Source organism: Gynuella sp. (genome assembly GCF_050297175.1).
Taxonomy (GTDB): domain Bacteria; phylum Pseudomonadota; class Gammaproteobacteria; order Pseudomonadales; family Natronospirillaceae; genus Gynuella.
This window is the reverse complement of the sequence record NZ_JBNKSF010000056.1, coordinates 1-14,443: the sequence shown is the minus strand read 5'-3', so window position 1 is coordinate 14,443 and position 14,443 is coordinate 1. Positions and strand designations below refer to the sequence as shown.

The 14,443-nt window shown below is 47.9% G+C and carries 12 protein-coding genes; 3 read left to right on the top strand and 9 right to left on the bottom strand.

The window, feature by feature from the left end; genetic code table 11:
* Positions 1–24: 24 nt before the first annotated feature.
* Entirely contained in the window at positions 25–1,017 is a 993-nt protein-coding gene (locus ACQY6I_RS21035; RefSeq protein ID WP_428243482.1) for an FUSC family protein, read from the bottom strand.
* A 316-nt stretch (positions 1,018–1,333) separates the two neighbouring features.
* On the opposite strand from ACQY6I_RS21035, the gene ACQY6I_RS21030 reads away from it, so the two are divergent.
* Both ACQY6I_RS21030 and ACQY6I_RS21025 read left to right on the top strand, forming a co-directional pair.
* Entirely contained in the window at positions 1,334–1,711 is a 378-nt protein-coding gene (locus ACQY6I_RS21030; RefSeq protein ID WP_428243481.1) for a hypothetical protein, read from the top strand.
* Positions 1,712–1,836: 125 nt separating this feature from the next.
* The gene (locus ACQY6I_RS21025) at positions 1,837–2,043 is read left to right on the top strand and encodes a hypothetical protein (protein WP_428243480.1); all 207 of its coding nucleotides are present in this window, start codon (positions 1,837–1,839) and stop codon (positions 2,041–2,043) included.
* Positions 2,044–2,050: 7 nt separating this feature from the next.
* Here ACQY6I_RS21025 and ACQY6I_RS21020 read toward each other — a convergent pair whose 3' ends face one another.
* From ACQY6I_RS21020 to ACQY6I_RS20985, 8 genes are all read right to left on the bottom strand, one after another.
* On the bottom strand, positions 2,051–2,962 hold the full coding sequence (locus tag ACQY6I_RS21020) for a DMT family transporter (RefSeq protein WP_428243479.1): 912 nt from the start codon (positions 2,960–2,962) through the stop codon (positions 2,051–2,053).
* A gap of 161 nt (positions 2,963–3,123) precedes the next feature.
* Positions 3,124–3,495 carry a glyoxalase superfamily protein gene (locus ACQY6I_RS21015; RefSeq protein ID WP_428243478.1) on the bottom strand — a complete coding sequence of 124 codons (372 nt, stop codon included), beginning with the start codon at positions 3,493–3,495 and terminating at the stop codon, positions 3,124–3,126.
* Positions 3,496–3,540: 45 nt separating this feature from the next.
* Positions 3,541–4,077 (bottom strand): hypothetical protein, encoded by a 537-nt coding sequence (locus ACQY6I_RS21010; RefSeq protein ID WP_428243477.1) that lies wholly within the window; start codon positions 4,075–4,077, stop codon positions 3,541–3,543.
* Between the two features lie 557 nt (positions 4,078–4,634).
* The gene (locus ACQY6I_RS21005) at positions 4,635–5,039 is read right to left on the bottom strand and encodes a DUF1801 domain-containing protein (protein ID WP_428243476.1); all 405 of its coding nucleotides are present in this window, start codon (positions 5,037–5,039) and stop codon (positions 4,635–4,637) included.
* A 317-nt stretch (positions 5,040–5,356) separates the two neighbouring features.
* Positions 5,357–5,815 carry an SseB family protein gene (locus tag ACQY6I_RS21000; protein ID WP_428243475.1) on the bottom strand — a complete coding sequence of 153 codons (459 nt, stop codon included), beginning with the start codon at positions 5,813–5,815 and terminating at the stop codon, positions 5,357–5,359.
* Positions 5,816–5,920: 105 nt separating this feature from the next.
* On the bottom strand, positions 5,921–6,532 hold the full coding sequence (locus ACQY6I_RS20995) for a hypothetical protein (protein WP_428243474.1): 612 nt from the start codon (positions 6,530–6,532) through the stop codon (positions 5,921–5,923).
* Between the two features lie 979 nt (positions 6,533–7,511).
* Complete coding sequence (locus ACQY6I_RS20990) at positions 7,512–8,492, bottom strand: MDR family oxidoreductase (RefSeq protein WP_428243473.1); 981 nt, start codon at positions 8,490–8,492, stop codon at positions 7,512–7,514.
* Between the two features lie 49 nt (positions 8,493–8,541).
* Positions 8,542–9,168, bottom strand: a complete 627-nt coding sequence (locus tag ACQY6I_RS20985; protein ID WP_428243472.1) for a TetR family transcriptional regulator C-terminal domain-containing protein — start codon at positions 9,166–9,168, stop codon at positions 8,542–8,544.
* Between the two features lie 419 nt (positions 9,169–9,587).
* Between ACQY6I_RS20985 and ACQY6I_RS20980 the strand changes: the two genes are divergently transcribed.
* Positions 9,588–14,443, top strand: a 4,856-nt coding sequence (locus ACQY6I_RS20980) for a DUF6531 domain-containing protein (protein WP_428243471.1), incomplete at its 3' end; no start/stop codon positions are given.

Genomic DNA, 14,443 nt, shown 5'->3' with positions numbered 1-14,443 from the left:
TATACTCTGGAAGCGATTAGTTAATCAGTGTTTCCAGTGCTGCTTAAGCTTGTTTTCCAACCGGGTGAATAACGTCGTCTGATGAATGACCCAGCCACCAATAAAACCGATCACACTGCCGAGCAAAATATCGATCATGCGGACCGTAATCAGATTGTCCGGGTTGGTGCCCAGGCTGCCGGCTTCTGCAAATATGACGGTTATAGGCGTAATAAAAATGACGGCCAACCCGTAATTTCGCGGCACCAGAGACTCAATCATAAACTGTATCAGCATCGCCAACAGCGCCAGCTGTAATGGTGTCAGTGGCAGGGAAAAAATACCCCAGGCCAAAAACATACCGATGACGGTACCGACGATCCGATGAATATTGCGATGCCAGATCATCCTAAATGTTGCGCCTTGTAAAATAGCAGCACAGGAAATGGGCACCCAATAAGCATTGTGCAATTGCAGTAGCTGAGCTGTCAGCATGGAAAGCCCAACGAATATTGCGATAACCGCTGCTTCCAGAAAAATCGCAGCCATGTGTTTCTCGTCTGGCGTGACACTGGTTTTAGCCGGGTGAGTACCCACCAGAAGGCCGTAAATTAATGCGAGCAGGCAGGCAACCATACCACCTATTGTGACCACTCCGATCTGAGCGGGCAGTTGTTCTGCTTGAAACGGAACCACGGTGGCGATACAGGTAATCAGAATAAAAAAGAAACTGCCGGGCGGTGGTACGCGATACAGACGGCAAATGATAGTAATTAATAACGTGACGATGGAGAGTATCAATGGAGACAAAAACGGAAACAAGCTGGCTGTCAAACCCAGCGTAAAACACACAGAAAAACCAAACGAACATACTGCCAGTACCGTCATGCGATGAAGAATTCCGGTGTTGGGCATGTATAAAATAACCATGCCGCCGAGAGCCGCAAGGACCGAACTGTCGAAGTGTCCGAAATGTGCCCCAAATAACATGGGCAGGCCGACAGCCAAAGCGGCCAGCAGACCCCAGTGCCATGGCACATTCACCTTATTAAAGCTAAGTAGACTGCGTAATTGGAAAATAAACTGTTGGACGGAGGATGGATTTGAATTCAAGACTAAAACACCATGACTAAAATTTTGCGGCAGTATACTCGAAAGGCAAGGTAATCCGCAGCGTCATCATGCAAGTTGTTTGTGAAACGCTCTGAGCTGCGATATACGGTTATCTTGATAGCGCAGCGTCCCTTTGAAAAACAGCAGGTGCCTTAATTCCGTCAGGAAACACCATTAGGCACTTGTTTCTCACCAGAATTTTGTTATTTTCATACTAACCGGTCACCGGAGCTGAAGGAACGTGAACCTTACTGAACTGCTGGTTTTGGCCAGTAAAAATGAGTTGAGTGAGCGGACAGCCATCGAACACGCCGAGTCATATGATCTGACGCTGGTTCAGTTTGCCAACTTATTTGCATTGGCGCTGGCACAAAGTTATCGGGAACAGCGCTATGACTTTGCATTCTGCGACAATGCCGCCAACTGGTTGTTTGGGTTTATGACCGGCGAAACATTTCTGGCATCGAATAACAATACTCTGCCATCACCCGCATACGATGTTTATCTCGCATTTGATGCCGGCGAGTACCATCATCGGGGAGATGACAAAGATATCATCGCAGAAGAAAAATATACCAAGCCTCTGATTCTGGAAATTCTATCCCGGCAGTATGTGTGACGTTTGTCAGTGCTGAACACCCCGCCCCAAAAATGACGCTAATCCTTGTAAATTTTTGCCAGTCCCGTGCTCTGGTCAGCATAATTTCGTATCCTGAAGGTTCATCCTGAACAGTGGCAAAAAACATGAGCGACTATGCAAATCTTTTCTGGGGTATTCTGTTTGGTTCTATCGGTTTCGGCTATTTCCTGTATGGCAAAAAGCAAAAATCAGTTATCCCGTTTATCAGTGGTATCGGCCTCATGGGGTTGCCCTATGTGGTCGATAATAATGTTGTCATGATTGGACTGGCCGTGGGACTGATGCTTTTGCCAAAATTCATTGCCGTTTAAACCGGTTTCAGGCGAATACCAGGCCTGTGCCGATCACCACCAGTAGTGCACCTGATAAAGAATAAATATTGGGCGGCTTACGGGTGATGTACCAAAGTATGGGTAACAAAATAATCGGGGTAGTGGCCGATAGGATGGCAACCGTTCCAACAGGCGCAAACTTCATTGCCGTGAGCAGCAGCGTCATACCCACACCCATACCAAAAATGCCACTGGCGGTAATATGCAGTACATCGCGGCGGTTTAACTGCTTATCCCGGTATTGTTGTAACAGTGGACCTCTGCTGCTGGCAGTGACCAGTAATGCTATAAAGCCGATACTAACCCGAATGGCCGAGGCAAACACCGGATCGAAGCCCTTCTGAATCACCGGTTGAGCGATCAACGACCCAATGGATTGAAACAATGCGGCACCCAGACCGGCCACCACGCCCCAGATCCAGCCATCATTTTGATGATCCCACGACGTATTCAGATCCTTGTTGGTATCCCGAAACATCAGCGCAATCAGAACGCCGCTGAAGACCAACGAGACACCCACGAAATTAGAAACCTTATGGTTCTCACCCAGCAGTAAAAATCCCACCAGAAACGTCATCGGTGCGTTGGTCGCAAACAGCAGACCCGCCAGGCGAGGCCCCAGTTTTTTAACACTCGTGAATAACAGCGTATCGCCCAAAAAAATACCGGTAAAGCCAGAGACCAATAAGATCGAGACATCGCCGAGAACCAATTGCCCCCAACTGTTGGTAATCAGGACATAGCCAAACAGCATGCAGGCAATGATGAACATCCGCAGCATATTAAAATGTATGGCTCCGAATTTTCGTACCGGCCCGGTCGACAACATACTGCCGATGGCCCAGCAGGTCGCTGCACCCAGAGCCAGGAGATAACCCAGAGTAGCATTGGTTTCCATGATCTACGCACTCACGTCAAGAAAAAGGCTACGCAGCATAAGGTATTCCTGTTACCGGTTAAATAGCCCAATACTGATTGACTCGAGACAACGACATGGTTTTTTTGCGGGCAGTCAGCTGACAATTCGATAGGGGAGGAGCAGGGCATTAAACAACTACATCAGCCAGGCTTTCTGGCTGGCTCATTGAACATTATTTTATTTGAAAAAGGATCCGTCACGGTGAAACAACGGTCACCCCAAGGAGCCAGCTCTAGAACTGGGTGATTGTATTTATAAGGCTTTGAAGTGATTTCGGCAAACAGTGTCTCCAGATCCTGCACATTGATAAAAACCTTGCTGCCCGGTGTACAGTCACCAGAGTGTTCGCTCAGATGAAACACCAGATCGCCTTTGGATACCTGCATGTAAATGGGGGCTTCCGGCTCGAAGCGATGTTCCCAATCGAGCGACATGTTTAAAAAACCAAGGTAAAACTCCTTGGCACGTATTTCATCAAATATTCTGAATATGGGAATTGTCTGGTATTCCATATCGGACCCTCAAAAAAATGTATTACCAGGCTAAGCAATATAACTTTAAAAGCCTTTTTTCAGGATATTCCTGATTCTGGCCTTAACCGAAGCGGCTTCATCTTTCATCGCCATTTCAAAAAACAGTCTGGTTTCATCTGCGTACTCAGGATATTGAACAGATAATTCGTAAAAACCGTTGTATGCCCATGTTCTGACAAATTTATTTTTATCCATGAGGCACTCTCTCAACAAAAACTCGACACTGTTTTTTTCTGATTGACCAACAGGCAGATACGGCATGCTTTGCAGAACATGCAGCTTTGCTTCCCAGCTTTCAAATTTTGCAGCCATCTTATAGAGCGCCGCGATCTGATCGGCCTTCAGTGGATGTTGTTTTTCAAGATGACACTTCAAAAGCCATGTGGCTCCCTTTTCAAAACCAGCCTGACCGCAGAGTTCAATGAGCTCTGGCACAAAACTATCTACTTGGTGGTGGTGATGATAAATATCGCCGATGTCATCTGCCGATTTTCCGTCCCAACGTTCCACTGCTTCTGCAATGTTCATAACCTGATTAGCCCCCAAATGACGGTTACTCACAGTTGTTGACCAATGTCTCGTCATCGTAGCCACTGTGTTGAAAAAAGCAACGCGTGGTTTCCAGTACGGATATGAAAAAATATCTCCCGGTGCATTCATAGGTTTGTAGGTTCTGTCAGACATTTGGCGCTCTAACATTATTTCCTAAAGCACCATGAATATTGACCGGCAATCTAAGGAGTCTCTGAAAAATGGCCTGTTTTCGCGCAGGACGTTGTCAGCCCCTGTCTCACACCCTCATTTACACCCATAAATTGCGGTGTTATGTGTGGTGCTTCCTCACCTGCATCAAAACTATTCCTATTTTTCAGAGGCCCCTAACCTTGGTCGATTGATTGAGAGAATATGTGCATGATTTTTCATAGGTGGCACCACACTATCTGGTGATAGTGCCGGGAGCTGAAGATAACTTTTTCACGAAACAGTTTCTTCTGCTCTGGTGTCTTTTTTTGAACCTACTAATCCGCTCTGACATAACGATTATCAAAAAGCGAGAGAGAAGCGCACAGTATGAATAGGAGCTTTGGTCTGATGAAATGATAATGTGATTTTTCTACCTATGCACCAAGTAGCGGCAAATGCTTTATGTTTTTATATTTCATAGCCATTTCTATACAGTGCTGTACCGCTTGCTCTGGTAACTTCTGATCAACATGAAGCACGATAGCGCGATTACCCTCAAACTCCAATACATCCGAATACAGCTCACGAAATGTATCAACCAGCTTCGTTTGGCAATGAAAGAAAAGAAAATACTGATTCGGATATTTTTCTTTCCAATCCATACGTACAGGGCTACCAGATTTAACCTGATAGCTTGGCTCTCCCCATTTCAAAGCTTCTTCAATGCCACCTAAATCCATATTTTCTGCAACACTTAAAATCAGCGTCCTTAATTTAAGAATAAGGGGTTTGATGTGCTTTGGATAACTATCGAACTTTGCTTGAACCTCTGCTTTCATTTTAGTCTTCCTATCTCACACAAATACTCGAAGAAGCTTCTGAAAATTGCTCTGCGCTAAAACTATTCCTATTTTTCAGAGGCCTCCTAACTAACCCAACAATCAAACCGGTCGTCCTGATCTCTTTGATTGTCGCCTTTGGAAACTCGGCAGTGTGAGTGAAACACCTTGATTTCCCTGGGTTCGTATTGGCGGTGGCCAATGGTGAGCTCCGACACCTCGGAGCATCCCAACATCATACGATGAACCCGACACAAATGCTCGCCGGGTTCATCATAGCCAGCGGATGAAAAGCGCAGTTGATTGGTTTGTCAGGCTCATTCACCGGCATGGTGCAACAAATATTCGAGCATAGGGCGCTCCAGCGGCAGCGCATTATGTGCAGGGTTGATGACAACACCGTCATAGGTATCGCCTTGCAAAGCAAAAGACCAGGCCTGTTGGCCAGGCAATATCCACCCGGAAACCTTTTGATCGGTATATGCACCCAGCGCCTGCCAGTCTGTAAACAAAACCAGGTAGTTTTTACCGTCGTTCTCAGCACACAAGACCCCAAATGTACTGCCCTGTTCAATGGTTTGTTGGTTCTCTTTATCAGACGATATTTTGAGGTCTTCCGTGAACATGGCTGCCAGGTAATTTGCCTGCAAAAGCTGTTTTATTAACTCATCTTTTGCCTCATCCGAACCTTCGTGGGCGACACGCTCCATGGCTGCAACCAAAACCGGATTGTCGACAGCCTTATTAACGTCGATGTTTGAATCTTCCTGAGTCATCTTTCATGTACTCCGAATGGTAAGTGGGTTACCGATATTAAATTTAATTCTACAGGTCACCATAACCTTACCACCAAAATCAGCGGTTGAGCATTATGACGCGTTTTACGTCCAGTGGTCATGGCCAAGTGCTTCAGATAATTGCTGAATTAAAACCGATACGTTTGTTGTGAGTGCCGTAGCTTGCTGGCGAATATTAGCTCGATCAAACTTTACCTGACAGTGTATTTCTTCGTCATCAGGGTCCCATTCTCGTACATACATAAGATCACCTCGCGCGACAATCTCCAGCTCCCAACCTTGGTCCATATCCCTATAGATATTGCCGTCTTCAATAGACGTTAAACTATCCAGAACGTGTCTGCCTTCTCTGAAGTTGTCGTGCCAGGGAAAGCTAATAACAAAGTTAGAATTATAAATAACGGGGCGATTCCAAAAGTGGGTGCTTTTGGAAATATCCTTCTGATACTCAGCATATTTTTTTGCAACATCCAGATAATGTTTTATCAGCTCTTTTTCATGACCAATAACATCAGAAGAGAGAATAAAACTTCCCGATTTCTTCAGTGCTGGCTGATAAAGCGACACTCTCATTGCTTCGTACTGCTCGGGAGTAAACCCGTTTTCAGGCCCGAAATAAAAATCATCGCTTGCCATAAAGCCAATATCTACTTTTACATCATTTTGAAATGTCGCTGACTGCTTCCAATCGTCCATCACCTTTAGCCTCACTTATACCTATAATGCACCCAGGTTGACAGCTGAAACGTGACAAGCGTAATTGAAGCTGCCTGGTGCAAAAATCACTGGATTTATTGGTTAATCATCGGTTTCAGGCGCATAGAATTTTATGATTCCATTCCTGTCATCAAGCACAATGATTCTATTGCAATTATTGCACACTAGTAAGCGTGTTCGCGTGATAACCATTTCAGACACAAGATCTTCGGCGGATTTTCCTGGCCTTTCTTCATCCAAATAATCTTCTTCGACGATGAGTGATATGCCTGTACCACAAAACATATTTGTATGCACAAGCTGACCGCATTTGCATCGAACCCATGAACTCATTGGCAGTTCCTTAATGCTGTATGTTTTCAATCTGTGGCCTATCCCATACCTGCCGATAATCGGTTTGGCGGGAACGCCCTTTGTCCGGTTAATGGCTACACAAGAATCTTGGTTAAATAGTGAAGTTGTCCTCTTTCCGGGCAGTTTTCAAGCGCCATTTTGAGTACATAGCCATTTTTCTCATAAAACCCTCGAGCCTGAAAGCATGGGTTGCTAAGGGGCTTCTGAAAAATAGGAATCGTTTTGATGCAGGCGAGGAAACACCACTCGCAACACCGCAATTTACGGGCGTAAATGAGGGAGGAGGTGAGACGGGGGCTGACAACGTCCAGCGCGAAAATAGGCCATTTTTCAGAGGTTCCAGAATGACCTTCAAATTTAATGGGTGGCTTCGACCCTGACCGAATATGTCATCTATGGTAACCGCCATACGCTCTGTTGAATCATGAGAAACGTTTGTCATATTTGTTAAGGGGCTCAATACGTGATCCAAACCGTGGCTCAGTATCGGATCCCCTAAAGGCAACCATATGTAAGGTTTCAGCTTTGGCTATAGCCATCAACACGGAATTTAGATTAGGTAAGTCGAAGCGACTAAATCCTGTCCGTGGTGAGTTCTCGCACCTTACTGGATTTTGACCACTACACGACCACGTACTTTCCCTTCCATTAATGCTTTGGCGGTAGGAATCACGTCATCTAATGAAATTGTCTTGCCGATCTGATCAATATCTTCAGCCGTTAATAACTCTGCTAGACGGCTCCATGCACTTTCGCGATCAGGCAAAGGCCGCATTACGCTATCGATGCCGCAGAGCGTCACACCACGCAAAATAAACGGTGCGACACTGGCCGGGAAATCCATGCCTTGGGCCAGACCGCAGGCGGCCACAGCGCCACCATATTTTGTGCTGGCACAGGCATTGGCTAGAGTATGGCTACCGACGCAATCGACAACACCTGCCCAGCGTTCTTTCTGTAATGGCCTACCCGGTTCGGACAGAGTCGCCCTATCAATGATTTCGCTCGCGCCGAGTTGGGTTAGGTAATCGTGCTCTTCCGGGCGTCCTGTGCTGGCAACCACGCGATAGCCGAGCTTGTTTAACAGACGCACTGCATAGCTGCCAACGCCGCCATTCGCACCAGTGACTAAAATATCGCCAGATTCGGGCATTACGCCATGTTTTTCCAAGGCCTGTACACACAGCATTGCGGTATAGCCCGCCGTACCAATTGCCATGGCTTGCACCCCGGAAAACGCACTGGGTAAATTAATGAGCCAATCGCTTTTTAGTCGGGCTTTTTCAGCGAGTCCGCCCCAATGCACTTCACCCACACCAAACCCGTTTAATAGCACCAGGTCACCTTTCTGAAAGCGCTCGCTTTGTGATTCAGTCACTTCTCCGACCAGATCGATACCCGGTACCATGGGGAATTGACGAACAACGGGTGACGCTCCAGTAATAGCCAAACCATCTTTATAGTTAAGCGTGCTGTATTGCACGGCGATTTCAACATCGCCGTCAGGGAGATCTGCTTCAGAGGCTTGAGAAAGCTCACATTGATAACCTTGTTCGTTTTTATTGATCAAAATTGCGTTAAACATTGCTATCTCCTAATTTAGACTGATCGTCTACTAAAATATAAATAAAAAGCTACCGCTGTAGCCTTTCTAGAAAAAAAGTCCCAAATTGTTCAAGCGGCGCTGATGAATGCAGTAATCTTGCTCGTGATACCGCGCCTTCCCAGCCAATCCAAAACACCTTCGCTAATGCTTCGGTATCTTCATCCGGGCCAATTTGCTGTTGCTGCTTAGCCTCTATAAGACACATTTCCACACGCTTCTGCCAGCTCAGATAGGTATCAACAATGGCCTGTTTAAAGTTCGCTGGTAGTGTTTGAATTTCCTGCTCCAGGTTGCCTACCAAACAACCTCGTGCAAACTGATAACGTTCAATCCCCATGGTAGCGTCATGCATAAAGTTCTTTAATCTTGAGATAGGGGAATGACTTTCATCCAGTAAATGCTTGTCTAGTTTGTGTTCAAAGAAGAGTCGATAGCGCTCAAGCACTGCCAATCCAAAATCCTCTTTGCTGGCAAAATAATGGTAGAAGGATCCCTTCGGAATCTGAATGGAACGCAATATGCTATCAAGGCTACTGCTGCAAAATCCGGATTGTGTTAGCCATTCCAATCCAGACTGCAACAGTGCTTCTTTGGTATCTGTATGGCTATCGGGTCGTACTTTTGGGCGACCGCGTTTGCGCTTTAACTCTGACATTTATGGTGAATAATAGAAATTAGACTGTTCGGTCTAAAATATTGTTGATTTCCTTGGAAGTCAAGTGTTTTATAGTTTGGTTAATTCCTGCCGGTTACGTGAAGTCGGTGAAAGAGTCTTGTGTCGCTGGGTCAATCAGTTGGTAGAGGCGCTCACATGAAAGACTTCCCAGTTTCAACAAATAACCGCAGTTTTTTGATGTAACATGTAAGTCTTCTTGATCAGCCCCATAATCAATCGTTATTGACACAAATCGCACAGACGATGTAGTGCCAAGATGGAGACAAAAAACTCATCCTTTAATATGAGAATACCTTTGTTTTTTTCGTTATGCGGCCTGCTTCGCGGAATGCCACGCATGCATAAAATAGCATGCTGCAGAGTTGAGTTCTTACTTTCATCATGGACAAGGACACAAGATGAGCGATTCCTATTGGGGACTACCCGGGGATGATGAGCTGTATCCCAAATACTCCGCCAAACCAACTACGCCAACCTCTACGACCGAACCACCCAAAACTAAATTTCCCGGTAATAAAGACATCGTTTCACGCCTGCCTGCAGAGGTACGCAGTAAACTGCCCGGCCACTGGTCAGACTGGGGCCGTATCACCACGGACGAGGCACAGCGGTGGCTAAGTTCTGATCAGGATATATTCCGTATTTATGTTCGTGATGGAAGCACTTATCGTCTGTCACACTATGCATCAGCTAATACCTTTACGAATACAGACAGCACGCTATTCCTGTTACGTGACTGTTCCTTGACGCGCAGTCAGGCAGATGTTCACCACAGCGGTAATGCTGGCACAGAATCATCCTCACCTCCCCGGTCTGTAGGGTCCGAAATCCCAACTGTGACTTACTTCCAACCAACATCTGTTGTTACCCGCAGAGATCACGATCTGTTGTTGAACTATACCGATCAGAATGGTGCATCGGTGCCTAAACTCAAATACCTCGTTACCGTCGATGGCGTGGCCTATAAAGGCCAACTCAATGAGGAAGGCAAGGCCGAAATCAAGCATTTACCAGATGGTGAAGCCGAAGTTTCGTTCTCTGTCGACGAGGCCGAGATAAACCGTATTCGTATCGAGTTTAAATCCACTCTTTCAGAGATGATCGAAGATCGGCGTGAGCGTAAACAAATGCTCGATAACCTGCTGATGGAATACAACGCAGCTGAGCGTGGCTTGATTCTGGGCGTGGCGTTTTTACATGGATTATTTGATGAGTCTGTAGAAATCGTTGAAGGCGTGATTGATCCTTTTGTCAACATCGCCACCGGCACTCAGAAACTCATGGCGGCGCTGTATGACAAACTTGCCGATGGTTACAGCCTGGCGGAACTCAAGGACGATTACGCCACTGTGTGCAGTGAACTTGGCGAAGCCATTGATCAGGCCCGCCAGACCTATACCATCTTAAAATGGCTGGCCACCGATGCCGAGGTCTGGCAAGCGCTGATCCATTTTCCCATCGACTGGTTTGGTTCCATGTCCCGTGTCGAGCAAGCCAAATTCTTTGGTGCAGCAGCGTTGGAACTGATCCTGATCATCGGCAGTGCCATTGCCACTGGTGGTGTCGGCGCAGTTGCCGTCGCTGGCGTCAGTCTGCTGAGCAAATCCCGTCATCTGGTGCGCATCGCCGAACTGCTCAAAACCCTGTTCCAATACCTGACCTTTAAAGGCCGCCTGCCCAAACCGATCCGCTTGCGCCTGGAAAAAGACAAACACCACGCCAATGGTCAGCACCATTACGAGCAGGAAGCGCTTACCCATAAAAAGCCCGAAGACGCCCGGCACCAAAGCCAGAATGATAATGGCGAATGCTCACCGGTCAATGCCAAATGCGACACCAAAGGCCATCCAATCTCCATGGTCACTGGCGAAGAGATCACCGAAATCACGGATTTCAGTGTGCCCGGTCCGATTCCGCTGATCTGGAAACGGGTCTACCGCTCCAGCGCGATTCGCCGCAAAAGCGAGCTCGGGTTTGGCTGGAGCCATCCCTGGGATATCACGCTGAAGCGCAGTACTCAGATTATTGAAATTCCAGCAGAGGATGCAAATCAACCCACGACCACGGCGGAACAGACGGTGATGACCGTGCGCACAGAGGAAGGTCTGTCGGCTGCATTTCCGATTCCGGTGAATGACGTGTCATCCTCGTCCGTGCACAACATTCACCATCCTTGTGGTTTACAGCTTCAGGTCATCGGTGATGATTTCACGTTGATCAAGGAGGGTCTGGCCTATGAATTTGAAACCTGTCCCGGCACCGTGGATGAGTACCGTCTGCGACAAGTGCGCAGCCGTGATCACGCCCATCACTGGAACTTGCGTTATGACCCAGTCCAGGGGCAACTGATCTCCGCCCACTCCAGTTGGGGACAGCATTTATGGTTCAGTGTGGGTCAGTATGGTGGCTGGCGCGCCATTGACACACATTACACTGGCAAAGATCACGCTCAAGCTGAGACCCGCCGATGTCTGATCCGCTACCGCCTCAACCGGGATGGTGATCTGATCGCCAGCAAACAACCCGGCAAACCCGGTGAACAGTTCCGCTATGATCATCACCTGTTTGTCCGTCACAAAACCCCCAGTGGTTTACGCTTCGGCTTTGAGTGGAATGAATTATCACCTCATGCTCGCTGTATACGGCAATTTGCTGAAGACGGTCATTATGATTATCGCTTTGCCTGGCACATTCGGCCCAACACCCATGAAGTCACCGATGGCCGGGGTTGTGTCGAAGTTTATGAGAATGACGATCAGGGCCGAAAAATCCGTCGATTGGATGGTGAAGGTCATGAACAACGCTGGTCCTATACGGACAAAGGTGATATCGCTCACCACATCGATGGCAATGGCGGTGAACACCACTATGAATACGATGACCGGCAACGGCTGATCCGCTACACCAATCCCGTAGGCCACATTCAAGCCATCAGTTACTGGCGTGAAACCCAATTGCCCAGCCGCATCACTCAGCACTGGCAGGCTGACACGAACGGTATACCAGACACCGGTGACACCACCCATTACCTCTATGATGGCTTCGATCAACTCATTCACGTCAAACACCCCAGCGGCGAGACCGAGCACTGGGACTATGACGGCCAGACCCTCAAGCGCTACTTTGACCGCCAGGGCCATTGTCATCATTACTTCTGGGATAACCGCTGGGGCACGCTGGCCGAATACCGGCTGTTCCATAAAGACGTGCCATATCCAGATCCGAAGTTACCAGATCTGCTCAATGAAGTGCGCAGCACCTGGCAACGCAATCCCCAGGCCGATACCTGGCCGCCCAAACCCATCCAGCAGGTTTGGTTCGATTATGACGACCAGGGCCGTTTGCACCGCCAACGCAACCTGCGCGGCCAGGACGAGCACTTTCAATACAACGAGCAAGGCCAGCTCATCCTCAAAACGAATGCCCAGGGTCAACACGAAACATTCACTTATGACCGCATGGGACGCGTCATTGCCTATACCGATCACAGTGGCCGAACCACTCAACGGCATTATGGCGCTTACGCCCAGATGCTGGCGCAGACCTTGCCCGATGGCAGCCAGCTCAAATACGAATACGATGCAGAGCGGAATCTCACCGCCATCATCAACGGCAATGGCCAGGCGCACCGGTTTGAATATGATGGCTGCGAGCGCATTAGCACCGAAATCGGCGTTGATGGCAGAACCATCCATTACCGCTACGACGGCAATGGCAAACTGATCGAACAACACGAAGGGGACATCACCGCCACCTTTGAGCGGGATGCCTTAGGTCGACTGATCAGCGAACACTATCAGCATGCTAACGACCCGGCTAAAAATGTCCTGCAAGCCTATCAGTATGATCGCAATGGCCGCCTCACCGGCGCAGTCAACGAACACGCCAAAGTCGAACTGGGTTACACCACAAACGGCCTGTTGTCGAAAGAGCACACCCGCCAGCGCTTTGTCGACTATAACGGTGAGTACCAGTCATTTAAGCATGATATCGATTTTGTCGAATACACCGACGCCGGCTATATCAGCTCAGTGCGTTACTCCGCACACCAGCCTTATCAGCGTGGTGGGTACTTCGACTTTATTCATCGCGACAGCATCGGTCAGGCGTGGACGTTTGAGCAGAATTACGCCTGGAACGCACGCGGTATGCTGAGCAGTATGAGCGTGTGCCCACATGAAGCCATATCACCTGTATTGCTGTTTGATCAGCAATTTAATACCCATGATCAATTGGTTAAACGTCATCAAGGCCAGCATGCCGCGACCTGGAATTATGATCCTGAGCAGCGTTTACAACAGTATCAACGTACGTCGCTGCAGAACGATCCAAATCATCTTACTCTGCATCAACGGCACTATCATTACGATGACAAAAACCGTATTGCCGGGATTGATGAACTGCATGGCAGTACCCGCTATCACTACAACGATCTCGATTTGCTGACCAAAGTTGAAGATCGGGAAGGTCAGCAGGACCTCCATTTTGATGCTGCTGGCAACCGTCTGCCGGAAGGACTCACTAAGCTCGACAATAATCGCCTGCCATTTATGGGCGACCGGCATTTCAGTTACGACGAATACGGCAATCTCGTTCAGATCAAAAAAGGCAAAGATCAGAAAATTGTTCAAAGACTGGAGTACAACGCCAAGCATCAACTGATTAAGTTTGAAGAACGCATCAATGGTACACTCAAACAAGCGCTGACCTTCCGCTATGATCCGTTTGGCCGACGAATCGAGAAATCCGTCTTCAAACAGGACAAACCCGAGCAACAAACCGAATGGGCGACAAACTACAAACGCTACACAGCCGGCAACCAGCCAGACTTGTGGTATCACTATGGCGAGCGCTATGTCTGGAACGGCGGCAATTTAATCCAGACCCGGCATATCGACTGCAACCTTAATAACCGCACCTTCCAGCAGTACTATCTGTATGAGCCTTACAGCCATAAACCCGTAGGCATGTATGATTATGAGTTAGGCTTGCTTGATATCGAGAGTGATCACCTCGGCACCGCCAAGGCCTTATACAACCACGATACTGGAGAACAGCTCTGGGCGACCGAGCATGAGGTGTATGGCAGGACCAAAAACAGCCAGAGCCACAAGAATCATCCCAGAAATGGCTTTGCGGTTGATCCCAAATTACGCTTTGCAGGGCAATATGAAGATATCGAAACCGGGTTGTATCAGAACTTTAATCGGTATTATGATCCTCAGACCGGGCGGTATATCAGTCATGATCCGAT